We start from the raw sequence: 22,091 nt of genomic DNA, 5'->3' as shown, positions 1-22,091 counted from the left end.
CGCGGGCGATCATGGCATGGAGGCCGTGTAGGTGACCCGGCCATTGTTGACACCCACGCCGCCATACGTGCCCGCCGCCACCGCTTCGGTGTTGGCATAGCTGTAGGTCCACTGGCCCTCCTGCTGCACCATCTTGTTGCTGGCGGTCAGCAGCACCGCAGTGCCGGCGCCGCCTGTGGCATTGAAGGCTGGATGGGGGATTGCGCTGTTGTTGAAGCCGCTGGTCGTGCTGGCCAGTGGCGCGCTCGCCACATTGATGCGATTCCAGCCGATCTGTTGCGCCGCCACGCCGTTGTTGAGCGGGCCGGTGGTGTTGGAGTTGAGTGTGATGTTGCCGCCGTTGCCCATCACCCGCACCGTCACCGCGCCGGCACCGATGTCGCCACCGGTGGCGGCGACCGCCACGCCGTTACCGACCGCCGCCGCCGGCACCGTGATGTCGATCAGATTGACCGTACCGACGCTCGTGAAGCTGGTGCCGGTGCCGACCCGCAGGTACAGCACGCGCGGAATCGTGACGATGAAGTCCAGTCGCGCGGTCGCCGTCAGCGACGCGCCGTTCCCACTGGCGAAATCCGATTCGGCATGGGCCGACACCAGCGCGGTCGCCAGCGCGGCCAGCAGTGTCAGCCGCGCTTCGATCCGCATGGCGTTCAGGCGTCAGGTGGTGCGGATGCTCAGGGCATCGTGGCGGTGTAGGTCACACGGCCGGCGTTGGTGTTCACGCCGCCGTAGGTGCCGGCTGCGAGGATGTCCTGGTTCAGGTAGGTAAAGGTCCACTTGCCTTCTTCGCGCACTACGCCGTTGGTGGCGTTCAGCGTGGTGGCGGTGCCGTTGCCGGTGTTCGAGGCGGGGAAGGCGGGGTGGGCGATGCCGGTGTTGTTGAAGCCGGTCGTGGTGCCGGCCGTCAGCGGGGCAGCAGCCACCGCGATGCGGTTCCAGCCGACCGTCGAGCCCGCGCCATTGTTCATGGCGCCGGTGGTGGCCGAGTTGAGCGAGATCGTGCTGGCGCCGTTGCCCATGACACGCACGGTGACAGCGCCGTTGGTCAGGTTGCCGCTGGCGGCCGTGGCCGCCACGACCGTGCCGTCGCCGACGTTGGCGGCCGGCACTGCGAAGTCGATCAGATCGACGCCGGCGTTGGCGACGAAGTTAGTGCCGGTGCCGACCTGCAGAAACAGCACGCGCGGCACGACGATGCGGAAGTCGAGCTTCGCAGATGCCGTTGCAGCGGCGGCGGCCGGCGCAACCATGGCGCTCTCGGCCAGTGCGGCCATCGGGGACACGAGCGCTGCGAGAGCGGAAACCAGGAGGAGCCTTTTCATGATGAATCTATATTTAAAGGGGTTGTAAATTGGACAAAGGTCGTAGCCAAAATCCGTCGGCGAAGTGGAATGTAAGAGCAAGACTACAAATCGAGACAGTTTTGTGAACTTACGACTCACATCTGTTAAATAAGCACGCTCTTTGTCGCGCCGGAGCGTCAGATCGGCCCGAAATCGTTACCGGGCCCACAAGCCCGACAATCACGAGCCCGCGGCAGCCGTTGAAAATGCGGCGGCCGCAACCACCTGACTTCCGGGCCGGCAGCCGTGCCGGCCCACGACCCTGAAAACATCCCTCCCATGACCAGCGCCAGCACCAAACTCCCATTCCAGGCCGAAGTGGCCCAACTGCTTCACCTCGTCACCCACGCGCTCTACTCCAACAAGGAGATCTTTCTGCGCGAGCTGATCTCGAACGCGTCTGACGCGTGCGACAAGCTGCGCTTCGAGGCGCTCGACCATCCCGCGCTGTACGAAGACCAGCCCGATCTGAACGTGCGGCTGAGCTTCGACGCCGCCGCCAGGACGCTGACGATCACTGACAACGGCATCGGCCTGTCGCGCGACGAGGCAATCGACAACCTCGGCACCATCGCCAAGAGCGGCACCAAGGACTTCATGGCCAGGCTCAGCGGCGACCAGAAAGCCGACGCCCAGCTCATCGGCCAGTTCGGCGTGGGCTTCTATTCGGGCTTCATCGTGGCCGACAAGATCACGGTGGAATCGCGCCGCGCCGGCTTGCCTGCGGAGGAGGGTGTGCGCTGGACGAGCGGCGGCGCCGGCGACTTCGAGGTCGACGTGATCACCCGCCCGGCGCGCGGCACCAGCGTCACGCTGCATCTGCGCAACGACGAAAAGGACAGTGCCGGGGAATACCTCAACGCCTGGAAGCTCAAGTCGGTCGTCGGCAAGTACTCCGACCACATCTCGCTGCCGATCCTCATGGAGAAAGAGGAGTGGAAAGAGGGCGAGAACGACCAGCCCGGCGAAATGGTGAAAACCGGCGAATGGGAAACGGTCAACAAGGCCAACGCGCTCTGGAGCCGCAGCAAGAAGGACATCACGCCCGAGCAGTACAGCGAGTTCTACAAGGCCATCAGCCACGATTTCGAGGCGCCACTGGCCTGGAGCCACAACCGCGTCGAAGGCTCGACCGAATACACGCAGCTGCTCTACATCCCGGCCAAGGCGCCGTTCGACCTGTGGAACCGCGAGAAGAGCGCGGGCGTCAAGCTCTACGTCAAGCGCGTCTTCATCATGGACGACGCCGAGGCGCTGATGCCGGGCTACCTGCGCTTCGTCAAGGGCGTGATCGACTCGGCCGACCTGCCGCTCAACGTGAGCCGCGAACTGCTGCAGGAAAGCCGCGACGTGAAGGCGATCCGCGAAGGCAGTACCAAGCGCGTGCTCGGCATGCTGGAAGACCTGGCGAAGAAGGCCACGCCGGCGCCCGTCGAAGAGGGGGTGACCGACGTGACCGACAAGAAGGACGACGCGGCAGCCGAGGACGAAACCGGCAAGTACGCGAAGTTCTATGCCGAGTTCGGCGCGGTGCTGAAGGAAGGCCTGGGCGAAGACCACGCCAACCGCGAGCGCATCGCGAAGCTGCTGCGCTTCGCCTCGACCACCAGCGACAGCGTGAGCGTCGGCTTCGCCGACTACAAGGCGCGCATGAAGGAAGGCCAGGACGCGATCTACTACATCACGGCCGACACCATGGCCGCGGCGAAGAACAGCCCGCAGCTCGAGGTCTTCAAGAAGAAGGGCATCGAGGTGCTGCTCATGACCGACCGCGTCGACGAGTGGGCGCTCAACTACCTCAATGAGTTCGATGGCACGCCGCTGCAAAGCGTGGCCAAGGGCGCGGTCGACCTCGGCAAGCTGCAGGACGAGGCCGAGAAGAAGGCCGCCGAGGAAGCCGCCGAATCCTTCAAGCCGCTGCTGGAGAAGCTCAAGGAAGCGCTCAAGGACAAGGCCCAGGACGTGCGCGTCACCACCCGCCTGGTCGATTCACCCGCCTGCCTCGTGGTGCAGGACGGCGGCATGAGCACGCAGCTCGCACGCATGCTCAAGCAGGCCGGCCAGCCCGCACCCGACCTGAAGCCGGTGCTCGAAGTGAATGCCGAGCATGCGCTGGTCAGGAAGCTCGAAGGCTCGGCGCACTTCGACGACCTGGCCAACATCCTGTTCGACCAGGCGCTGCTGGCCGAAGGCGGCATGCCGGCCGACCCGGCCGCCTACGTGCGGCGCGTCAACGCCTTGCTGGTTTGAGCGGATTTCAACAGTACAGCGGTGCTTCTTCCATTGCCTCGCACTGGTCTTGCAGCATCTGCACCTGCCCGTTCCAGTAGTCGCTCGAGCCGAACCACGGAAAGTTGATCGGGAAGATCGGGTCCTGCCAGCGCCGCGCGAGCCAGGCGCTGTAGTGGATCAGGCGCAGCGTGCGCAACGGTTCGATCAGCGCCAGCTCGCGCCGGTCGAACTCGCGGAACTGTTCGTAGCCTTCGAGCAGGCCGCTGAGCTGTCCGGTGCGCTGGGCGCGCTCGCCCGACAGCAGCATCCACAGATCCTGCACCGCGAAACCGGTGCGGGCGTCGTCCAGGTCGACAAAGTGCGGGCCGCCATCGGGGCGGTCGGTGGGTGTCCAGAGGATGTTGCCGGGGTGGCAGTCGCCGTGCAGGCGCAGGCTCCTGAATTCGGTGCCGAAGGCGCCCTTGGCATCCGTGGCGAGGGCTGTGGCTGCGATCAGCTCGAGCGCCTGGTTGCAGTGCTTCTCCCACAGGCCCTGCACGTCGAGCGGAATCTTGTCGTGGCCCAGCAGCCAGTCGCGCGACGCGATGCCGAAGCTCTGCAGGTCGAGTGCCGGCCGCGTCGCGAACGGCTGCTTGCCGCCCACGGTGTGGATGCGCGCTAGAAAGCGGCCGATCCATTCGAGCACCTCGAAGTCGTCCAGCTCGGGCGGGCGGCCACCGCGGTACGGGCTCACGCTGAACGCAAAGCCGGCGTGTTCGTGCAGCGTCGCGCCTTTCAGTTCGAGCGGCGCCACGGCCGGCACTTCGGCCGCGGTGAGCTCGGCCGAGAAGGCGTGTTCCTCGAGGATCTGTGCCTCGCTCCAGCGGCCCGGCCGGTAGAACTTGGCGACCACGATGCTGCGGTCTTCCAGGTGGATCTGGTAGACCCGGTTTTCGTAGGAGCTCAGTGCCTGCAAGCGGCCGTCGCCGTGCAGGTCGAGCGTGGCCAGGGCGTCGAGCACCACGTCGGGCGTGAGCGATTGGTATGGGTGGGTGGACGACGGCGCAGGAGAGGCGGGCGTGGCGCCGGGTTGGTCTGGTTGCATCCGGGCCATTGTCGCGCCCGGCCGCATTCGGCCGCTACGGCTTGATCAGCGACAGCATGTGTCCCACGCGCGGGTGGCCGTGGCCGCCCAGCACTTCGAGGTAGGCCACCTGCACGGCCTCCGGCCCGCGGTGGAGGTCGGCCACCAGCCAGGGCGCCGCCGGGTCGGTGACCTGCGCGATGAAGGTCGTCCAGGCTTTCAGCATGCGCTCGCCAAGGCCGGCTGAGCCCCACTCCTCGGTGCGCTTCTTGATTTGCGCCGGCGCAAAGAACAGCGTGGCGCGCGGGCCCGGCAAGTCCTTGGCCCCGCCCAGCTGTTCAACGTGGGTGCCGCCGATCGAGCTGCTGTAGCGCAGGTTGACGAAACGGGTGTGGACGGCGAGCCGCAGCGCCGCATTGCCCGCGAAGTCGACATACACGCTCGCCGCGTCGCTCGGAACCAGCTCCAGCTCGTCGTAGCTGATCACCCGGCTGTAGCAGCCCAGGCTTTCGCAGAACAGCTTGTTGCCTGCCGACGTGAGGCCGACCACCTCGAGGCCGGGCCGCTGCGCCAGCTGGAAGGCCGTGCCGTAGGCCGTCTTGCTCGAAGCGCTCGACACCAGGATGGTGTCGGCCTCGAAGAAGTCGTTGTCGGCCAGAAAGTCGTCGATCAGCCACGACGTGATGAACAGCGGCCGCAGCAGCGCCTGGATGTCTTCGGTGTCGGCGGTGTAGAACGGATCTTTGTTGCAGCGCGTGTAGCGGTTGTAGACCGCGTGCAGCTCGGCACGGTGCGGCGCCGCGTCGAAGAAGCCGTCGGGCCGGAGCCGATCCGGCTGCAGCACCACCTGGTCCGCCATCGGGAAGTAGCCATACAGCCGCTCGCCTACCGCCACGCCGGGATGCAGCGATTGCGCCACGGTGCCGAAGCCCCACACCGGAATCACGCCGAAACCTTCTTCGGCGCTCGGAAAGAACCCCCAGTAGTTCATCGCGGCGCCGAAGGCGGCGTAGGTGATGTTGTTGGAGGTCAGCGCGAAGGACTCGACGCGAACCCGTACCTGGCCCTCGGCGAGAGGTGCGTCTTCGGTGGTGTGCAGGCGCGTGGTGCCGAGCGCGTCCTTGCGGATGAGGAGGGTGGTGGTGCTCATGCGCCCACCTTAGCGCAGCCGCGCGACAAGCGCATGCAAAAAAGCCCGCGGGCGTCGCATCGGCGACGGCCGCGGGCTTCGGGCGCAGGGCCCGGCGCCGGATCAGACGATTTCGAGATCGACGTCGATGTTGCCGCGCGTGGCGTTCGAGTAGGGGCACACCTTGTGTGCGGTTTCGACCAGCAGCTTCTTCTGTGCGTCATCCAGGCCCGGCAGCGTGATCGCCAGCTTGACCGAGATGCCGTAGGCCGCGCCGCCGTTCGTCGGGCCGAGGGAAACCTTGGAGTCGATGGCCACGTCGTCCGGCACCTTCACGCTGATCTTCGGGCCCACGGCCTTCATCGCGCCGATGAAGCAGGCGGCATAGCCGACCGCGAACAGCTGCTCGGGGTTGGTGCCCGGCTTGCCCGAACCGGGCGAGCTCAGTTGCACGTCGATTGCGCCGTCGCTGGACTTGCCCGCGCCGTCGCGGCCACCGGTGGTGTGGGCTTCGGCGGTGTAGAGCACTTTGTCGAGTTTTGTCGTCATGGTGATTTCCTTTGGTTGGAGTGGTGGTGAGAGAGAAAGAGAAACAGGAAAAGAAACAGGAAAAAATCAGGCGGCCGCCTTCACGCGGTCGCGCAGCGTCTGCAACTGGCGCGTGAGCCCCATCAGTTCCGAAATGGAGCACTGACTCGCTGCCAGCAGGCAACCCGGGACGCTCGCGGCCTGGGCCTTGAGCTTGCGCCCCGCCGGCGTGAGCGTGACGTGCACGCGCCGCTCGTCTGCCACGTCGCGCAGCCGGGACACGAGCCCGTTGGTCTCGAGCCGCTTGAGCAGCGGCGTGAGCGTGCCAGAGTCAAGTGACAACTGCGTGCCAAGCTCCGACACCATCAACCCGTCGCGCTCCCAGAGCGCGAGCATGACGAGGTATTGCGGATAGGTGAGGTTGAGCTTTTCGAGCAGCGGCTTGTACAGACGCGTCATCGCGAGCGACGCCGAATACACCGCGAAGCACAACTGGTTGTCGAGCTTCAGCAGGTCGTCGGAGGTGGGTGCGGTGCGCATGGCTGAATTGTAGCTGGCAATTAAATTGTGTGCAACTTAATTGAGAAGTAGAAAGAAACCCTCGTTCTCCGATCTCCACCGCCCCCCCGCCCGCAGGCTGTCGGCAGCCCGCGCCCAGCCGGTCCTGCCGGCCGGGCGACGATGCCTCACGAGCGCCTCACTTGCCCCACAGCGTCTTGTACTGCGTGCGGTAACCGTTGTCGGGGTCGAACACGTTCTTCGGCCCGCCGTCCTTGCCCACGTTGCCCACGGTCACGAGGTGCACCTTGGGCACATAGCCCGACCACTTCTCCTTGCTGAAGGCGCGATTGAGCTCGTCGACGATCTGCCAGCCCTGCATGTTCAGGGGCTCCGGCACGGTGCCGGCCTGGAAGCGCTGCGTGCGGATGCGCTGGTAAGCCGCTTCCGAGCCGTCGCCGGCCGACACGGCCTTGGGTGAGCCGTCGCCCTTCTTGCCCGCCGCCGTGAGCGAGGGGCCCATGAAGTCGAAGTACAGGTCGTTGATGGCCAGCGAATGGGTCCACTTGTCGCCGAAGCGCTGCAGCAGCGAGGTGGTGAGCTGCGGCATGCGGGTGGAGCTTTCGGAGATCGGGCTGTCCTCGAAGCTCAGCACGGTGCAGCCGCCGCACTTCTTGATCACCGCCTCCATCGCGCGTGCCTTGTAGAGCGCAATGGCGTATTGCGAATCGGTGAAGATCACCACGCCCGCCTTGCCGCCCGAATCGGCCACCACCCACGAGGCGGCGACATCGGCCACGTCGTCGGTCACGGTGGTCACGTTGGCGTAGAGGCCGGCCTTGTCGTTCGGGCCGGGCTGTTCGCCCGAGTGCCAGCCGACCAGCGGAATGCCCGACTTGGCCGCGCCCGAAAAGGCTGCCTTCTGCTCGGTCGTGTCGAAGCCGCCGACCACGATGCCCGCGGGCTTGACGGCCAGCGCCTGGTTGAGCGCGGCGGTGCGCCCGCTGACCGTGCCCTGTCCGTCGATCACGCGCACGGTCCAGCCGATGGCGCGGCCCGCTTCCTCCACGCCCTTGCTGACGCCGACGATGCCGCCGTTCTTCATGTCGCCCGCGACGAAGACGATGGTCTTGCCGGCGCTGGCCTTGGGGCCGGTGGTGGGACCGTCCCACTTCTCCTTGGTCATGGTGGCGACGTCGACTTTCTTTTTCGCGGCATCGAGAAAATCGTCGGCCATCGCCTTGGTCGTCAGCGTGGCTGCGGCGCACAGGGCCAGCACGGCGGCCGCCGTGCGCGCGAGAACACTCTTCTTCATGCTTGTCTCCAGTGGTTGCAGGGGGCCGTCTTCATTTCGACGGGGTTGAGGGAACCGGTGCCGCATGGTCGAGCTGCCGCTCGGCAATGCGCCGCTTGATCGAACGGTTGCGCCGCTGCTGCGCCCAGCCGGCGATGCCGATGGACACCAGCAGCGTCAGCCCGTTGAACAGCGGCTCCACATAGAAGGCGCCGCCGAACTGCTGGATGCCCGAAATGCCGATGGCGAGAATCGCAACGCCCACCAGCGTGCCCCAGACATTCACGCGGCCGGGGCGGATGGTGGTGGAGCCGAGAAAGGCGCCGACCAGCGCCGGCAGCAGGAATTCGAGCCCCACGCTGGCCTGCCCGATCTGCAGCCGCGAGGCCAGCAGCACGCCCGCAAAGCCCGACAGCAGCCCCGAGGCGACAAACGCACCCATCACATGCCGGCGTACCGAAATGCCATTGAGCTGCGCCGCCTTCGGATTCGCGCCGATCACGTAGAGCGCGCGGCCCAGCGGCGTGAACTCGGTGACCACCCACAGCGTGACGCTCACCGCGAGCACATAGAAGGCGCCGATGGGCAGGCCCAGCAGGCTGCCGGCCGCAATGCCGACAAAGCCGTCGGGCAATTCGCCCACCACCTGCCGCCCGCCGCTGTGCCACATGGCCACCGCGTAGATCACCGTGCCGGTGCCCAGCGTGGCGATGAAGGAGTCGATCTGCGCCAGCTCGACCAGCAGGCCGTTGAGCACGCCGAACAGTGCCGCGCATGCCAGCACCACCAGCACGGCCGCCGGCCAGGGCAGACCCAGCTGCGTCTGCAGGCTGATCGCGAGGATGTGCCACAGCACGATGCCATAGCCCACCGTGAGGTCGATCTTGCCGGTGATCATCGGGATGGTGGCAGCCAGCGCGAGCAGCGCGATCACCGATTTGTCGGCCAGGATCGCGCGCAGGTTGAACAGCGTGGGAAAGGTGTCGGGCAGCAGCACCGAGAACAGCAGCGCCAGTGCCACCGTCAACACCACGAGGCCATAGACCGGCATCGCGCGGCCGATGCGCTGCAGCAGGGACACGGCCTCGCCGTCGAGCGACTTGTCGGGCTCCAGCGCCGTGGACTTGATCGAACTGCTCATGCGCGAACCTCCTCGCGCGTTGCCGCGCCTGCTGCCAATGCCAGAAGTCTTTCCACCGCGATCGCGTCGCCCGTGAGTTCGGCCGTGATCAGCCCGTCGCGAAAGACCAGCACGCGGGTGCAGACGGTGGCGATCTCCTCGAAATCGGTGGACACGACGATCAGCGCGGTGCCGGCCTCCGCACGCTCGCGCAGCACCCCGTAGATTTGCCGCTTGGCGCCGACATCCACGCCCGCGGTCGGCTCCTCGAGCACCACCAGCGGCTTGTCGAGGTGGAACCAGCGCGCCAGCACCACCTTCTGCTGGTTGCCGCCCGAGAGCTGCTGCACCTCGGCCGAGGGCGCGGGGGGGTTGATGTCGAAGCGCCGGATCAGCGCGAGCGCATGGTCGTTCTCGCGGCGCGGGCGGTCGAACGCCAGGCCGCGGTCGCCATGCAGCGCGGCATTGGGAAACAGGTTTTCGAGCACGGTCATCGACGCGGCCAGGTTTTCTTCGAGGCGTTCGCCGGCGACATAGGCCACGCCGGCGCGGATGGCATCGGCCGGGCTGGTGAAGTCGCAGGCATTGCCGAGCAGCCGCATGCGGCCGGCCGACAGCGGCTCACGGCCAAAGATGGCGCGGCTGATGGCTTCGTGGCCCGCGCCGCGCAGGCCGACCAGCCCCAGCACCTCGCCGCGATGCACGGCGAGGTTCAAGGGGCCGGCATTGCCGCTGGCGGCGCCGTCCAGCTGCAGCACGGGCTCGCTGCGCGCGGGCGCCGGCGCCTTGTCCACCGACGCCGACAGGGCCTTGCCGACGATCAGCCCGACCAGTTCGTGTTCACTGCTTTGCGCCGTGGTCTTGACCGCCACCAGCTTGCCGTCGCGCATGACGGCCGCGCGGTCGGAAATGGCCATCACCTCGTCGAGCCGGTGCGACACGTACAGCATCGCCATGCCGTCGCGGCGCAGTTCGCGCAGCACGCCGAACATGCGGTCCACGTCGCTCATCGGCAGGCTGGCCGAGGGCTCGTCGAGCACCAGCAGCCGCGCTTTCACTTCGAGCGCGCGGCCGATGGCCAGCAGCGACTTCTCGGCGCGCGTGAGCGAAAAAACGCGCCGACCGGGGTCGATGTCGCAGCCCACTCGCGCCATCACGCGGCGCGCGATGGCGCTGGCGGCGGACCAGTCGATGAGGCCGAAGCGGCGTGGGTAGCCGGTACCGAGGCCGACGTTCTCGGCCACCGTCATCCATTCGACCAGACCGAGATCCTGGTGGATGAAGGCGACCGGCTGCTCGCGCCGATCGCCGCGCCGCCAGTCGGACTGCGGGCGGCCGTCGAACAGGATCTCGCCCTGATCCGCCGGATAGATGCCCGCGAGCAGCTTGATCAGGGTCGACTTGCCGGCGCCGTTCTCGCCGAGCAGCGCGAGGATCTCGCCGGCATGCACGTCGAGCGTTACGTTGTCCACGGCCTGTGTGCCGCCGAAGCGCTTGCTGACCGACTGGAACTGCAGCAACGGCGCGTTCATGGCCGGGCCGCGGCGCCGGAGCGTGGGTCGAGAACTTCGAGGGTCATCGGGGGCGATCGAGTGGCCCGCAGTGTGGCACCAATGAAGATACCGGTATCTAGGTCTTTCCCGGACGGGCCATCGCCCGCTTCGCGGACTAAACTTGCCGGATTCCGGCGTCGACCGGACTTCAGGGTGAGTGGTGGATGTGGTATCGATATCACGTATCCGGCGTTTCGCGTCCTGCCTGCAATAGAGTTCAGACTTGGCTTCGAAAAAAGCTCCTGCTTCCCCCCTGCGACCCGTGACGATGGCCGACGTCGCCGCGCGCGTGGGCGTTTCCAAGATGACCGTATCGCGGGCGCTCAACCGCAGCGTTGAAAGCGAACGCGTGACCTCCGAGGCGTTGCGCCAGCGCATCCTGCAGGCCTGCGAGGACATGGGCTACGTGATCGACCAGACCGCGCGCACCTTCTCCAGCAAGCGCTCCGGCTTCGTCGCGGCACTGCTGCCGTCGCTGAACAACTCGAACTTCTCCGAAACCACCCAAGGCCTCACCGAGGTCGTCGAGGCGCGCGGGCTGCAACTGCTGCTGGGCTACACCGACTACCGCGTGGAAACCGAGGAGCGGTTGATCCGGGCGATGCTCACGCGCCGTCCCGAGGGCGTGATCCTTACCGGCGGCAGCCACACCACGGCGGCGCGCAGCATGCTGCGCGCCGCCGGTATTCCGGTGGTGGAGACCTGGGATCTGCCTGCCAAGCCGATCGAGCATGTGGTCGGCTTCTCGAATGCCGAGGCGGCCGCGGTCATGGTGCGGCACCTGCACGCCAAGGGCTACCGGCGCATCGCCTTCATCGGCGGCACTTCCAACCGCGATACGCGGGGCGCCGACCGGCGGCGCGGCTACGCGCAGGCGATCCGCGAACTGGGCTTGCCCGACGGCCGGGTCATCAGCTTCGGGCAGCCGCCGATCTCCATGGCCCAGGGCGGCGAAGCCGTGGTTCAGCTGATCCGGCAATGGCCCGACGTGGACGCGGTGGTCTGCGTATCGGATCTGTCGGCCTTCGGCGCGCTCATGGAATGCCAGCGGCGCGGATGGGATGTGCCAGGGCGCATCGCGATCGCCGGCTTCGGCGACTTCGAGGTTGCGCGGGCCGCGCATCCACGCATCACCACCGTGGCGGTGAACTGCACGGGCATCGGCCGCGCAGCCGGCGAGTTGCTGTTGAGCGCGATCGACGGCCTGCGCGACGGGCATCGGCCGCCGGCCGAGACGGTGCTGATTCCGTTCCACATCGAGCAGCGCGAGAGTTCCTAGATGGATTCTCTGCTTGACGGGTCAAAGAGATACCGGTAACTTTAGAGCCCTGTCACACATCGAGGCGCCCCCGTCCCTCATCGCGGCCGACCACAAAGAGAGTTTCGCCATGGCATTTCCGAGTCAGCGCGTGGCCGTCGTCGGCGTGGGCATCATGGGCTCCGCCATCGCGCGCCGGCTGCTCGACTGCGGCCACAGCGTGAGTGTGTTCGACCTCGATCCGGCCAAGGTCGCGGCGCTGGAGGTGCAGGGCGCGCAGGCCGCGGGCACTGCCGCCGCAGCGGCCGCGGCAAGCGACTTCGTCATCACCAGCCTCAATGCCGCAGCCGTGGTGGAGCGCGCGATCTTCGGCGAGGCGGGCATCGCGGCTGCCCCGGCCGATGCACGGCGGCTGCTGATCGACATGTCGTCGATCGACCCGCCTGCCACGCGCCGGCTGGCCCGGTCGCTGCGCGAGCGCACCGGCATGGGATTCGTGGACGCGCCGCTCTCCGGGGGCGCACCGAAGGCGCTGCTGGGGCAGCTCACCGTCATGGCGGGCGGCAGCGCGGACGACGTGGCGCGTGCGCGCGCCGTGATGGACAGCCTCTGCGCCAACTACACGCACATGGGCGAAAGCGGCGCCGGCCAGACCACCAAGCTGGTCAACCAGTTACTTTGCGCGATCAGCTTCCAGGCCATGGCCGAGGCGGTGCGCCTCGCGGAGGCCGGCGGCGTGGACGCGGCCCGTCTGCCCGCCGCGCTGGCGGGCGGGCGCGCCGACAGCCAGATCCTGCGCGAGTTCGGCCCCAAGATGGCCGCACGCGACATGACGCCCACCGGCCGCATCGACAACATGCTGAAGGATCTCGATGCGGTGCAGGCCTTCGTGCAGGCCGAGCGGCTGCAGTTGCCGCTGGCAGGCATGGTCACCGAACTCCATCGAAGCTTCGTTGCCGCGGGGCTGGGCGGCGACGACACCGTCGCGATGATGCGGCAGTTCGACGGCGCCGGCCGCGGCTGAGCCGCCCGGCCCGCTCCCGCCGCAGCGTCAGCGCCCGCTGAAGCGCGAAGGCCGTCGCTCCACGAACGAGCGCACGCCTTCGGCCGCATCCTCGCTGTTCGACAAGCGCTTCTGCGTCTCGATGAACTCGGCCACGGCCGCGAGCGGGCCCTGTTCGACCGCCTTGATCACGTTCAGCCGCGTGGCGACCACGGCCAGCGGCGCCTGGGCCGCGATGCGCTGTGCGATCTTGAGCGCCGCATCCAGCTCCTGGCCGGCCGGCACCACCTTCTGAACGAAGTTGCAGCGCAAGGCCTCGGCACTGTCGAACTCGTCGGCCGTCAGCAGGTGCAGCATCGCGTTGCCGACGCCCGCGCGCTCGGCCATGCGCAGCGTGGCGCCGCCGGTGGCCATGATCCCGCGCTGCACTTCCATCTGCGAAAAGCGGCAGTTGTCGGCCGCCACCACGATGTCGGCGCCGAGCATCAGCTCGATGCCGACCGTGAAGCAGATGCCCTTGACCGCCACCACCATCGGCTTGGTGCGCCGGCGGTAGCCGGGCAGGCCGAAGTCGTGCGGCTCCACCAGCCCTTCGGGCGTTGCCTTCTCGCCGCGCCGCATGTACTCGGCCACGGCCGGCAGGTCGAGGCCCGCGGTGAAATGGTCGCCGAACGCGTGCAGCACGCCGACGCGCAGCGCAGGGTCATCGTCGAGCCGCGTGTAGGCCTCGGCGAGCTGCCTGAACATCGGCGGCGTCCAGCCGTTGCGCTTGGCCGGGCGATTGATGCCAATAAGCAGCACATGGTCGAGCACCTGGGTGTCGATGCAGCCTTCGGCGGGCGGGTCAGTGGCGATGGCAGTCATGGTCAGTAAGCGTACACGCCGCGCTTGGTCTTGCGGCCGAGTTGGCCCGCAGCGACCATTTCCTTCAACAGCGGGCATGGCCGGTACTTGGAATCGCCGAACTGCTCCAGGTAGACCTCCATCACGGCCAGGCACACATCGAGGCCGATCATGTCGGCCAGCGCCAGCGGGCCGATCGGCTGGTTGCAGCCGAGCTTCATGCCGTCGTCGATGTCCTCGGCCGTGGCGAGCCCTTCGGCCAGCACGAAGAACGCTTCGTTGATCATCGGCACCAGGATGCGGTTGACCACGAAGCCGGGCGCGTTCTTCACCGTGATCGGCGACTTGCCGAGCTTGACGGCCAGTTCCTTCACCGCATCGTGGGTGGCGTCGCTCGTGAGGTAGCCGCGGATGATCTCCACCAGCGCCATCATCGGCACCGGGTTGAAAAAATGCATGCCGATGAAACGGTCGGCGCGCGAGGTGGCGGCGGCCAGCTGCGTGATCGAGATCGACGAGGTGTTCGACGCGATGATCACCTCGGGCGCCAGCAGCTCGTCGACCTGCTTCAGGATCTTGAGCTTGAGCGCGTGGTTCTCGGTGGCGGCTTCGATCACCAGCTGCGCACCCTTGAGTTCGGCGTAATCGGTCGAGCCCTTGATGAGCGCCAGCGCCGCGGTCTTCTGCGCTTCGGTCAGCTTTTCCTTCTTGATCAGCCGGTCGAGGCTGCCGGACACCGTGGCCACGCCCTTGTCGACCGCGGTCTGCGCGATGTCGACCATGATGACGTTGACGCCCGCCACCGCACACGCCTGCGCGATGCCGTTGCCCATGGTGCCGGCGCCGATGATGCCGACGGTCTGAATAGCCATTTGGGGAAGCTCCTGGAAAATCCGACATTGTGGGTCAAGCCGTGAATTAAAGTCGTCGCCATGACGACGCTTGGAACCCCTCTTTCCCCCTCTGCAACCCGCGTGATGCTGCTCGGCTCCGGTGAACTCGGCAAGGAGGTGCTGATCGCCCTGCAGCGCCTCGGCGTCGAGACCATCGCGGTCGACCGCTACGAGAACGCGCCAGGCCAGCAGGTGGCACATCACGCGCGCACCATCACCATGAGCGATCCGGCTGCGCTCAAGGCCCTGATCGAGGCCGAGAAGCCGATGCTCGTGGTGCCCGAGATCGAGGCCATTGCCACGCCGATGCTGCAGCAGCTCGAAGACGCCGGCTTGGTGCGCGTGATCCCGACCGCGCGCGCGGCGCGCCTGACGATGGACCGCGAAGGCATTCGCCGCCTGGCCGCCGAAACGCTGGGCTTGCCGACCAGCCCCTACAAGTTCTGCGACTCGCTGGCCGAGCTGCAGGCCGCGATCGACGGCGAGAACGGACAAGGCATCGGCTACCCCTGCGTGATCAAGCCCGTGATGAGCAGCTCCGGCAAAGGCCAGAGCAAGATCGACGGCCCGGCCGACGTGCAGAAGGCGTGGGACTACGCCATGGCCGGCGGCCGCGTGAGCCATGGCCGGGTGATCGTCGAGGGCTTCATCGACTTCGACTACGAGATCACGCTGCTGACGGTGCGCGCCGTCGCTGCCGACGGCACCGTACAGACGGCCTTCTGCGAGCCGATCGGCCACCTGCAGGTGAGTGGTGACTACGTCGAGAGCTGGCAGCCGCACCCGATGGCGCCGGCCGCGCTGCAGAAGGCGCAGCAGATCGCGCAGGCCGTGACGGCCGACCTCGGCGGCCAGGGCCTGTTCGGCGTCGAGCTGTTCGTCAAGGGCGATGCGGTCTGGTTCAGCGAGGTCAGCCCGCGCCCGCACGACACCGGCATGGTGACGATGGCGACGCAGTGGCAGAACGAGTTCGAGCTGCACGCGCGGGCGATCCTCGGCCTGCCGGTCGACACCACCCTCAAGAGCGCAGGCGCCAGTGCGGTGATCTACGGCGGCGTCGATGCCACCGGCATCGTGTTCGACGGCGTGGCGGAGGCGATGCGCGTGCCGGGCGCCGACGTGCGGCTGTTCGGCAAGCCCGAAAGCTTCGTCAAGCGCCGCATGGGCGTGGCGCTGGTGCATGCCCCGGATGTCGACACCGCGCGCAGCCGGGCGCGCGAGGCCGCGGCCTGCGTCAAGCCGCGCACCGCCAACTGAATTGCTCCCTCCCCTGCCGGGGGAGGGTGCAAATCCCCAGCCAGTTTCCGCAAGCCGCGCCGCGCCGGGCCGCATAGGCTCCGCGCCATGCCCGCCGCCGTCCCGTCCACGCCACGCTCCGTCGTCCGCATCGGCGGCGCCTCGGGCTTCTGGGGCGATAGCAGCGTCGGCGCGCGCCAGCTCGTCGATTCCGGGCAGATCGACTACCTGGTGTTCGACTATCTGGCCGAAACCACCATGGCCGTGCTGGCCGCGGCGCGCCTGCGCAAGCCCGAGATGGGCTATGCCACCGATTTCGTCGACGTGGCGATGCGCGACGTGCTGGCAGATTGCATCGTGCGTGGCATCAAGGTGGTGAGCAACGCGGGCGGCATCCATCCCGAAGCCTGCGCCGCGGCGCTGCGTGCGCTCGCTGCCGAGCTTGGCGTCCCGGCACGCATCGCCGTGGTGTTGGGCGACGACGTGAGCGCGCAACTGCCGGCGCTGTGCGCGGCGGGCACGACGGACATGTTCACCGGCGAGCCGCTGCCCGCGAAGCTGCTCAGCGCCAGCGCCTACCTCGGCGCGCAGGGCGTGCGGCAGGCGCTCGCGGCCGGCGCGGACGTGGTCGTCACCGGCCGCTGCGTCGACAGCGCCGTCACGCTCGGCCCGCTGATGCACGAATTCGGCTGGGCCGACGACGACTGGGATCGGCTGGCCGGCGGCAGCCTGGCCGGCCACATCATCGAATGCGGCTGCCAGGCAACCGGCGGGCTGCACACCGATTGGCAGGCGATTCCCGACTGGGCGCACATCGGCTACCCGATCGTCGAATGCGCGGCCGACGGCAGCTTCAGCGTCACCAAGCCGGCCGGCACCGGTGGGCGCATGCTGCGCGCGGCCGTGGCCGAGCAGATGCTCTATGAGATCGGCGACCCGGCCGCCTACCTGCTGCCCGACGTGGCCTGCGACTTCCGCGACGTGGTGATCACGCAGCAGGACGAAGACCGCGTGCAGGTGAACGGCGCCCGGGGCCGCCCGCCGACCGACAGCTACAAGGTCTCCGCCACCGCGCAGGACGGCTGGCGCTGCGTCGGCAGCCTGGTCATCGTCGGGCTCGACGCAGCCGCCAAGGCGCAGCGCACCGGCGAGGCGATCCTCGAGCGCACGCGCGAGCTGTTCGCGGCGCGCGGCTGGGCCGACTACAGCGCCACGCACGTCGAGCTGCTCGGCGTCGAGTCGTTGTACGGCCCGCGCGCCCGCACCGGCGCCGCGCGCGAGGTGATGCTGCGGCTGGTGGTCGACCATGCCTCCAGGCCGGCGCTGGAACTGTTCGCGCGCGAGGTCGCGCCGGCCGGCACCTCGTGGGCGCCGGGCACCACGGGGCCTGGCGCGGGGCGGCCGTCGGTGTCGCCACTGATCAAGCCGTCGGCCTTCCTGCTCGCGAAATCGGAGGTTCCGGTGTCCGTGGTGACCGAGGGCGAGGCCCGGCCGGCGCCCTGGCCCGCGGCCTTTGCGTCGATCGCTGCCGCGCCCACGAAAGCGCCGCCGGAAGTCGATCTGCGCATCGCCACGCACGAGGTTCCCCTGATCTCACTCGCCTGGGCCCGCAGCGGCGACAAGGGCGACCTCTCCAACATCGGCCTGGTCGCGCGCCGGCCCGAGTGGCTGCCCTGGATCTGGGCCGCCGTGACGCCGGAGGCGGTGAAGACCTGGTTCGCGCATCTCGTGCTGGGCGAGGTCGAGCGCTTTCATCTGCCCGGCATCCACGGCCTGAACCTTTTGCTGCACGGCGCGCTGGCCGGCGGCGGGCCGCGCTCGCCGCGCATGGATCCGCTCGGCAAAGGCATGGGCCAGATGCTGCTGGAGTTGCCGATTCGGGTGCCTGCGGATATCGCGAACGCGGACTAGGGAAAGTCCCCGCGCAAATGACCCGCCTCTTGTCGACCTGCACCGCTACGATGCCCCGAAGACCCGGCTGGCTCCGCCACCCGGCGCCACGTGCAGGAGACAACAAGAACATGCAGGAGACGACGAGGACGTTGCGCACGCCGCGTGGCGAGCGCCTCATGTGGATCACCACGCAGCGCGTGTTCTACGCGGGCCTGCTGGGTGCCGCTGGCGAGCGCACGCTGGGCGGCCACGGCGTCTATGTGGCGCCGGCCGGCGCGCCGCCGAACCGCATCTGCATCTGCATCGGTGGCGGCGCCTGGCAGAGCGGCGACCTGCTGGTGGTGCCGCCGCAGGTGCCGCACCGCGTGCAGAGCGCGAGCCCGCTGATCCTCAATTTGCTGATCGAAGCCGAGTCGGTCGACGCGGCGCGCCTGCCCGCGGTTCTGCAGCACTGCGGCCCGGTCGATGCGCCAGCCTTCGTGCAGCGCGTGCGCGACGGCCATGCGCGCTTGCTGGCAGCGTCGGGCCGCGAATGCTTCAACAGCTTCGACTTCGACACGCTGTTTTTCGGCGCCGCACTGGCGCCGCGCCCCTTCGACGCACGCATCCGCGAAGTCATCGACCGCATCAACGCCGACCCGGCCGGCCCGGCCTCGGCCGAAGCCTGCGCTGCGGCGGTGCACCTGTCGTTCTCGCGCTTCCTCCATTTGTTCAAGCAGGAGACCGGCGTGCCGTTCCGCGCATTCCGCGCGTGGAAGCGCGCGCGCAGCCTGCTGCGCCATGTGCGCGAGCCTTCGACGCTGACCGACATCGCGCTCGACACCGGCTACCCCGATTCCACGCACTTCAGTCATTCGATCCGGCAGGTGTACGGCCTGAAGCCGAGCGACATCCTGGCCGGTTCGCGCCGGCTGGCGCTGCACGACGCCGGGCGCGTGGTGCTGTGAACTCCGGAGGCCGTCCTTGCAAGTCCTCCAGCTGCTGATCTCGGGCATTGCGCAAGGCTGCATCTACGGCCTGATCGCGCTCGGCTTCGTGCTGATCTACAAGGCCACCGAAACCGTGAGCTTCGCGCAGGGCGACCTGATGATGCTCGGCGCCTTCGCCGCCTTTGCCGGCATGGCCATGTTCGGCATGCCGTTCTGGCTGGCCGCCGTGCTCGCGGTGCTGGCGATGGCGGCGCTGGGCGTGCTGCTCGAGCTGGTGGTGATCCGGCCGATCCTCGGGCAGCCGCAGTTCTCGATCGTCATGCTCACCATCGGCATCGCCTATGTGGCGCGCGGGTTGATCACGATGATCCCGGGCATCGGCACCGACACCAACACGCTGCCGGTGCCCTACAAGGACCAGGTCTGGAACCTCGGGGCGCTGGTGCTCAATGTCGAACAGATGGTGATCATCGCGGCCACCGCCGTGCTGTGCGGTCTGCTGTTCGCGATGTTCCGCTACAGCAAGCTCGGCATCGCGATGCAGGCCTCGTCGCAGAACCAGCTCGCGGCCTACTACATGGGCATTCCGGTCAAGCGGCTCAACGGGCTGGTGTGGGGGCTGGCGGCGGCGGTCGCGGCCATCGCCGGCATGCTGCTCGCGCCCATCACCTTCGTGCACGCCAACATGGGCTTCATCGGGCTCAAGGCCTTTCCGGCCGCGGTGGTGGGCGGCTTCGGCAGCCTGCCGGGCGCGATCGTGGGCGGCCTGGTGATCGGCGTGGTCGAGTCGTTCGCCGGTTTCTACCTGCCCGACGGTTTCAAGGACACGGCGCCCTACATCGTGGTGCTGCTGATGCTGATGATCAAACCCAACGGGCTGTTCGGCGAGAAGCTGCGCAAGAAAGTATGAGCCCCCACGTTCGGCACTTCGTGTCTTCTCTGCCCATCGGGTGGGAGGCCTGAATGCGCTTCATCTTCAAGACCAGCTACGCGCAAGACATTGCGCTTGCCAGGCACGGCGGGCACCGGCTCTGGTACGGGCTGCTGTGCGTGGCGCTGGTAGCGGCGCCCTGGCTGGTGCCCGAGTACTGGCTCGCGCAACTCACCTTCGTGCTGATCTACGGCATCGTCGGCCTCGGGCTGATGCTGCTGGCGGGCTTCACCGGGCAGTTCTCGATCGGGCATGCCGCGTTCCTCGGCACCGGTGCCTACACGCAGGGCGTGCTCACCAACATGGGCGTGCCGTTCCCGATCGCGCTGCTCGCGGCGGCGGCGCTGTCGGCGGGCGTCGGCGTGGTGGTGGCGCTGCCGGCGCTGCGCGTCAAGGGCATCTATCTCGGCATCGCGACGCTGTCGTTCGGCTTCATCGTCGAGGAGGTGTTCGCGCGCTGGGAGAGCGTCACGGGCGGCAACTCGGGCCTGCACGTGAAGGCACCGTCGCTGTTCGGCTGGCAGCTCGGGTCGGGCGAGGGCTTCTACTTTCTGTGCCTGGGGATCGCGCTGCTGGCCACGCTCGGCATCCTCAACCTGCTGCGCTCGGCCACGGGCCGCGCCTTCGTCGCGATCCGCGACTCGGAGATTTCGGCGCAGAGCATGGGCATTCATCTGGCGCGCTACAAGACGCTGTCGTTCGCGATCTCGGCTGCGCTGGCGGGCGTGGGCGGCGCGCTCTATGCGCACAAGCTGAGCTTCATCTCGCCGGATCAGTTCAACATCCTGCAGTCGATCGATCTGCTGCTGATGGTGGTGATCGGCGGGCTCGGGTCGGTGCACGGCGCGTTTCTGGGTGCGATCTTCCTGATCGCGATGCCGCAGTTGATCTCGCTCGGCAAGGATTACTTGCCTGCGTTCATCGGCCAGGCGCCGGGGTTGCAGGGCTTTGTCTACGGCGCGGTGCTGATCGCGTTCGTGCTGTTCGAGCCGCTGGGCCTGTACGGCCGCTGGTTGAAGGTGCGCACCTGGCTGCAGTTGTTTCCGTTCTACCGCAAGGGGTTGTTCAAGCGGCAGAAGTCGTTCACCAAGTCGGATCGGCTGCGATGAGAACCCGATTTTCGATTTCACGCGTGCTGGGCTACTTGGGTCGCTTTGGGCGCTGTGGGCGGGATCGCGCCGACGGCGTACTCTGCTCCGCGAATGTCCCCCGGCCTGCGGCCTCCTCCTTTATTTCGCTGCGCAGAGCACGCCATCGGCGTGATCCATCAGAGCGGTGGTTGATAGGCGGAACTGCCGCAGCGTGTCCCGTGCCGAGGGCATCGGGTGCCTCCCGCAGCGAAATAAAGGAGGAGGCGAAGCCGGGGGACATTCGCGGAGGGAGGTACCCGGTGTCCTCGGCACGCACCCCGAACGTCAGCGCCACCAAGTGGGCGCACCTGCCATGACCAGCACCGATGTCCTACTCGAAGCCAAAGACCTGAGCGTGCGCTTCGGTGGCGTGCTCGCGGTCAACAAGGTGAGCTTCGACGTGCGGCGCGGCGAGGTGTTCACGCTGATCGGGCCGAACGGCGCTGGCAAGACCACGGTGTTCAACCTCATCAGCCGCATCTACACGCCAACCACCGGCGAGATCACCTGGCATGGCGATGCCGCCGGGCCGATCGCATTGACGCACCAGGCACCGCATGAGATCGCCGCTTTGGGCATTGCGCGCACCTTCCAGAACATCGAGCTGTTCGAGCACGCGACGGTTTTGCACAACCTGCTGATCGGCCGCCACACGCACCGCCAAACCGGCTTCTGGAGCGAGGTGTTCTTCACCCCCGCCACGCGCCGCGCCGAGATCGCCGCGCGCGAGAAGGCCGAGCAGGTGATCGACCTGCTGGACTTGCAGCACCACCGCGACTCGATGGTGGCAGGCTTGCCCTACGGTGTGCGCAAGGTGGTGGAACTGGCACGCGCGTTGTGCACCGAACCCAAGCTGCTGCTGCTGGACGAACCGTCGTCGGGCCTGAACGTCGAAGAGACGGCCGACATGGCCTTCTGGATCCAGGACATCCAGCATGAGCTCGGCGTGTCGGTGCTGATGGTGGAGCACGACATGTCGCTGGTGTCCAAGGTGTCCGACCGGGTGCTGGCGATGAACATGGGCGAGGTGTTGGCGACCGGTACGCCGCGCGAAGTGCAGTCGGACGGCAAGGTTATCGAGGCGTATCTCGGGACTGTGGACGACGTGAGCAGCTTGAGGAGGGTGGCGGCGTGATTGGCGCTTCAATCTTCGTTTCCCATGGCCGGGGCGCCCGGTGTGCGGTACGGGCTGTCCGACCCTGCTGCGCCGGC

The 22,091-nt window shown here is 67.6% G+C and carries 20 protein-coding genes; 9 read left to right on the top strand and 11 right to left on the bottom strand.

Annotation, left to right across the window (positions count from 1 at the left end):
- Positions 1 to 9: 9 nt before the first annotated feature.
- Positions 10 to 648 carry a hypothetical protein gene (locus QTI05_RS06345; protein WP_286623474.1) on the bottom strand — a complete coding sequence of 213 codons (639 nt, stop codon included), beginning with the start codon at positions 646 to 648 and terminating at the stop codon, positions 10 to 12.
- A 29-nt stretch (positions 649 to 677) separates the two neighbouring features.
- On the bottom strand, positions 678 to 1,325 hold the full coding sequence (locus QTI05_RS06340) for a hypothetical protein (protein WP_286623473.1): 648 nt from the start codon (positions 1,323 to 1,325) through the stop codon (positions 678 to 680).
- Between the two features lie 300 nt (positions 1,326 to 1,625).
- Between QTI05_RS06340 and htpG the strand changes: the two genes are divergently transcribed.
- Positions 1,626 to 3,596, top strand: coding sequence for a molecular chaperone HtpG (gene htpG / locus QTI05_RS06335; protein WP_286623471.1), 1,971 nt, complete (start codon positions 1,626 to 1,628; stop codon positions 3,594 to 3,596).
- Between the two features lie 7 nt (positions 3,597 to 3,603).
- On the opposite strand, the gene QTI05_RS06330 is transcribed toward htpG, so the two are convergent.
- From QTI05_RS06330 to QTI05_RS06300, 7 genes are all read right to left on the bottom strand, one after another.
- Positions 3,604 to 4,662, bottom strand: a complete 1,059-nt coding sequence (locus QTI05_RS06330; RefSeq protein ID WP_286623470.1) for a serine/threonine protein kinase — start codon at positions 4,660 to 4,662, stop codon at positions 3,604 to 3,606.
- A gap of 34 nt (positions 4,663 to 4,696) precedes the next feature.
- Positions 4,697 to 5,791: a DUF2855 family protein gene (locus QTI05_RS06325; protein WP_286623468.1), complete on the bottom strand. Its 1,095-nt coding sequence runs from the start codon at positions 5,789 to 5,791 to the stop codon at positions 4,697 to 4,699.
- A gap of 102 nt (positions 5,792 to 5,893) precedes the next feature.
- Positions 5,894 to 6,319, bottom strand: coding sequence for an organic hydroperoxide resistance protein (locus QTI05_RS06320; protein WP_286541355.1), 426 nt, complete (start codon positions 6,317 to 6,319; stop codon positions 5,894 to 5,896).
- Between the two features lie 66 nt (positions 6,320 to 6,385).
- Entirely contained in the window at positions 6,386 to 6,838 is a 453-nt protein-coding gene (locus QTI05_RS06315) for a MarR family winged helix-turn-helix transcriptional regulator (RefSeq protein WP_286623466.1), read from the bottom strand.
- Positions 6,839 to 6,995: 157 nt separating this feature from the next.
- Positions 6,996 to 8,111 carry an ABC transporter substrate-binding protein gene (locus QTI05_RS06310; protein ID WP_286623464.1) on the bottom strand — a complete coding sequence of 372 codons (1,116 nt, stop codon included), beginning with the start codon at positions 8,109 to 8,111 and terminating at the stop codon, positions 6,996 to 6,998.
- A 31-nt stretch (positions 8,112 to 8,142) separates the two neighbouring features.
- Positions 8,143 to 9,231 (bottom strand): ABC transporter permease, encoded by a 1,089-nt coding sequence (locus tag QTI05_RS06305; RefSeq protein WP_286623462.1) that lies wholly within the window; start codon positions 9,229 to 9,231, stop codon positions 8,143 to 8,145.
- Positions 9,228 to 10,742 carry a sugar ABC transporter ATP-binding protein gene (locus QTI05_RS06300; protein ID WP_286623461.1) on the bottom strand — a complete coding sequence of 505 codons (1,515 nt, stop codon included), beginning with the start codon at positions 10,740 to 10,742 and terminating at the stop codon, positions 9,228 to 9,230. Before QTI05_RS06300 ends, QTI05_RS06305 begins: the two co-directional genes overlap by 4 nt.
- A 289-nt stretch (positions 10,743 to 11,031) precedes the next feature.
- Between QTI05_RS06300 and QTI05_RS06295 the strand changes: the two genes are divergently transcribed.
- Both QTI05_RS06295 and QTI05_RS06290 read left to right on the top strand, forming a co-directional pair.
- On the top strand, positions 11,032 to 12,042 hold the full coding sequence (locus tag QTI05_RS06295) for a LacI family DNA-binding transcriptional regulator (RefSeq protein ID WP_286541362.1): 1,011 nt from the start codon (positions 11,032 to 11,034) through the stop codon (positions 12,040 to 12,042).
- Between the two features lie 109 nt (positions 12,043 to 12,151).
- Positions 12,152 to 13,045, top strand: coding sequence for an NAD(P)-dependent oxidoreductase (locus QTI05_RS06290; protein ID WP_286623460.1), 894 nt, complete (start codon positions 12,152 to 12,154; stop codon positions 13,043 to 13,045).
- Positions 13,046 to 13,072: 27 nt separating this feature from the next.
- On the opposite strand, the gene QTI05_RS06285 is transcribed toward QTI05_RS06290, so the two are convergent.
- Both QTI05_RS06285 and QTI05_RS06280 read right to left on the bottom strand, forming a co-directional pair.
- Positions 13,073 to 13,888 carry a crotonase/enoyl-CoA hydratase family protein gene (locus QTI05_RS06285; protein WP_286541366.1) on the bottom strand — a complete coding sequence of 272 codons (816 nt, stop codon included), beginning with the start codon at positions 13,886 to 13,888 and terminating at the stop codon, positions 13,073 to 13,075.
- Positions 13,889 to 13,890: 2 nt separating this feature from the next.
- Positions 13,891 to 14,739: a 3-hydroxybutyryl-CoA dehydrogenase gene (locus tag QTI05_RS06280; RefSeq protein ID WP_286623457.1), complete on the bottom strand. Its 849-nt coding sequence runs from the start codon at positions 14,737 to 14,739 to the stop codon at positions 13,891 to 13,893.
- Positions 14,740 to 14,799: 60 nt separating this feature from the next.
- Here QTI05_RS06280 and purT point away from each other — a divergent pair, with 60 nt between their 5' ends.
- The 6 genes from purT to QTI05_RS06250 all read left to right on the top strand — a co-directional run bounded on the left by purT (position 14,800) and on the right by QTI05_RS06250 (position 22,014).
- Complete coding sequence (gene purT / locus QTI05_RS06275) at positions 14,800 to 16,017, top strand: formate-dependent phosphoribosylglycinamide formyltransferase (protein WP_286623456.1); 1,218 nt, start codon at positions 14,800 to 14,802, stop codon at positions 16,015 to 16,017.
- A gap of 87 nt (positions 16,018 to 16,104) precedes the next feature.
- On the top strand, positions 16,105 to 17,907 hold the full coding sequence (locus QTI05_RS06270; protein WP_286623453.1) for an acyclic terpene utilization AtuA family protein: 1,803 nt from the start codon (positions 16,105 to 16,107) through the stop codon (positions 17,905 to 17,907).
- A gap of 110 nt (positions 17,908 to 18,017) precedes the next feature.
- Entirely contained in the window at positions 18,018 to 18,836 is an 819-nt protein-coding gene (locus QTI05_RS06265; RefSeq protein WP_286541373.1) for a helix-turn-helix domain-containing protein, read from the top strand.
- 16 nt (positions 18,837 to 18,852) lie between these two features.
- On the top strand, positions 18,853 to 19,728 hold the full coding sequence (locus QTI05_RS06260) for a branched-chain amino acid ABC transporter permease (protein WP_286541374.1): 876 nt from the start codon (positions 18,853 to 18,855) through the stop codon (positions 19,726 to 19,728).
- 53 nt (positions 19,729 to 19,781) lie between these two features.
- Entirely contained in the window at positions 19,782 to 20,858 is a 1,077-nt protein-coding gene (locus tag QTI05_RS06255; RefSeq protein ID WP_286541376.1) for a branched-chain amino acid ABC transporter permease, read from the top strand.
- Between the two features lie 334 nt (positions 20,859 to 21,192).
- On the top strand, positions 21,193 to 22,014 hold the full coding sequence (locus QTI05_RS06250; RefSeq protein WP_286623451.1) for an ABC transporter ATP-binding protein: 822 nt from the start codon (positions 21,193 to 21,195) through the stop codon (positions 22,012 to 22,014).
- The last annotated feature ends 77 nt before the right edge of the window (positions 22,015 to 22,091 follow it).

The organism is Variovorax fucosicus (assembly GCF_030316825.1).
Classification (GTDB): Bacteria; Pseudomonadota; Gammaproteobacteria; order Burkholderiales; family Burkholderiaceae_C; genus Variovorax; species Variovorax fucosicus.
The sequence above is the reverse complement of the archived record's forward strand: the minus strand, read 5'-3'. Positions and strand labels throughout refer to the sequence as shown.

What these genes read in the sequence shown, in the direction of transcription:
- QTI05_RS06265 (WP_286541373.1), top strand. Translation starts at nt 18,018, where the DNA reads ATGCAGGAGACGACGAGGACGTTGCGCACGCCGCGTGGCGAGCGCCTC.
- QTI05_RS06295 (WP_286541362.1), top strand. Translation starts at nt 11,032, where the DNA reads ATGGCCGACGTCGCCGCGCGCGTGGGCGTTTCCAAGATGACCGTATCG.
- QTI05_RS06310 (WP_286623464.1), bottom strand. Translation starts at nt 8,111, where the DNA reads ATGAAGAAGAGTGTTCTCGCGCGCACGGCGGCCGCCGTGCTGGCCCTG.
- QTI05_RS06270 (WP_286623453.1), top strand. Translation starts at nt 16,105, where the DNA reads ATGCCCGCCGCCGTCCCGTCCACGCCACGCTCCGTCGTCCGCATCGGC.
- QTI05_RS06300 (WP_286623461.1), bottom strand. Translation starts at nt 10,742, where the DNA reads ATGAACGCGCCGTTGCTGCAGTTCCAGTCGGTCAGCAAGCGCTTCGGC.
- QTI05_RS06285 (WP_286541366.1), bottom strand. Translation starts at nt 13,888, where the DNA reads ATGACTGCCATCGCCACTGACCCGCCCGCCGAAGGCTGCATCGACACC.
- QTI05_RS06290 (WP_286623460.1), top strand. Translation starts at nt 12,152, where the DNA reads ATGGCATTTCCGAGTCAGCGCGTGGCCGTCGTCGGCGTGGGCATCATG.
- QTI05_RS06345 (WP_286623474.1), bottom strand. Translation starts at nt 648, where the DNA reads ATGCGGATCGAAGCGCGGCTGACACTGCTGGCCGCGCTGGCGACCGCG.
- QTI05_RS06305 (WP_286623462.1), bottom strand. Translation starts at nt 9,231, where the DNA reads ATGAGCAGTTCGATCAAGTCCACGGCGCTGGAGCCCGACAAGTCGCTC.
- QTI05_RS06315 (WP_286623466.1), bottom strand. Translation starts at nt 6,838, where the DNA reads ATGCGCACCGCACCCACCTCCGACGACCTGCTGAAGCTCGACAACCAG.
- QTI05_RS06320 (WP_286541355.1), bottom strand. Translation starts at nt 6,319, where the DNA reads ATGACGACAAAACTCGACAAAGTGCTCTACACCGCCGAAGCCCACACC.
- QTI05_RS06340 (WP_286623473.1), bottom strand. Translation starts at nt 1,325, where the DNA reads ATGAAAAGGCTCCTCCTGGTTTCCGCTCTCGCAGCGCTCGTGTCCCCG.
- QTI05_RS06250 (WP_286623451.1), top strand. Translation starts at nt 21,193, where the DNA reads ATGACCAGCACCGATGTCCTACTCGAAGCCAAAGACCTGAGCGTGCGC.
- QTI05_RS06325 (WP_286623468.1), bottom strand. Translation starts at nt 5,791, where the DNA reads ATGAGCACCACCACCCTCCTCATCCGCAAGGACGCGCTCGGCACCACG.
- QTI05_RS06255 (WP_286541376.1), top strand. Translation starts at nt 19,782, where the DNA reads ATGCGCTTCATCTTCAAGACCAGCTACGCGCAAGACATTGCGCTTGCC.
- QTI05_RS06330 (WP_286623470.1), bottom strand. Translation starts at nt 4,662, where the DNA reads ATGCAACCAGACCAACCCGGCGCCACGCCCGCCTCTCCTGCGCCGTCG.
- QTI05_RS06280 (WP_286623457.1), bottom strand. Translation starts at nt 14,739, where the DNA reads ATGGCTATTCAGACCGTCGGCATCATCGGCGCCGGCACCATGGGCAAC.
- purT (WP_286623456.1), top strand. Translation starts at nt 14,800, where the DNA reads ATGACGACGCTTGGAACCCCTCTTTCCCCCTCTGCAACCCGCGTGATG.
- htpG (WP_286623471.1), top strand. Translation starts at nt 1,626, where the DNA reads ATGACCAGCGCCAGCACCAAACTCCCATTCCAGGCCGAAGTGGCCCAA.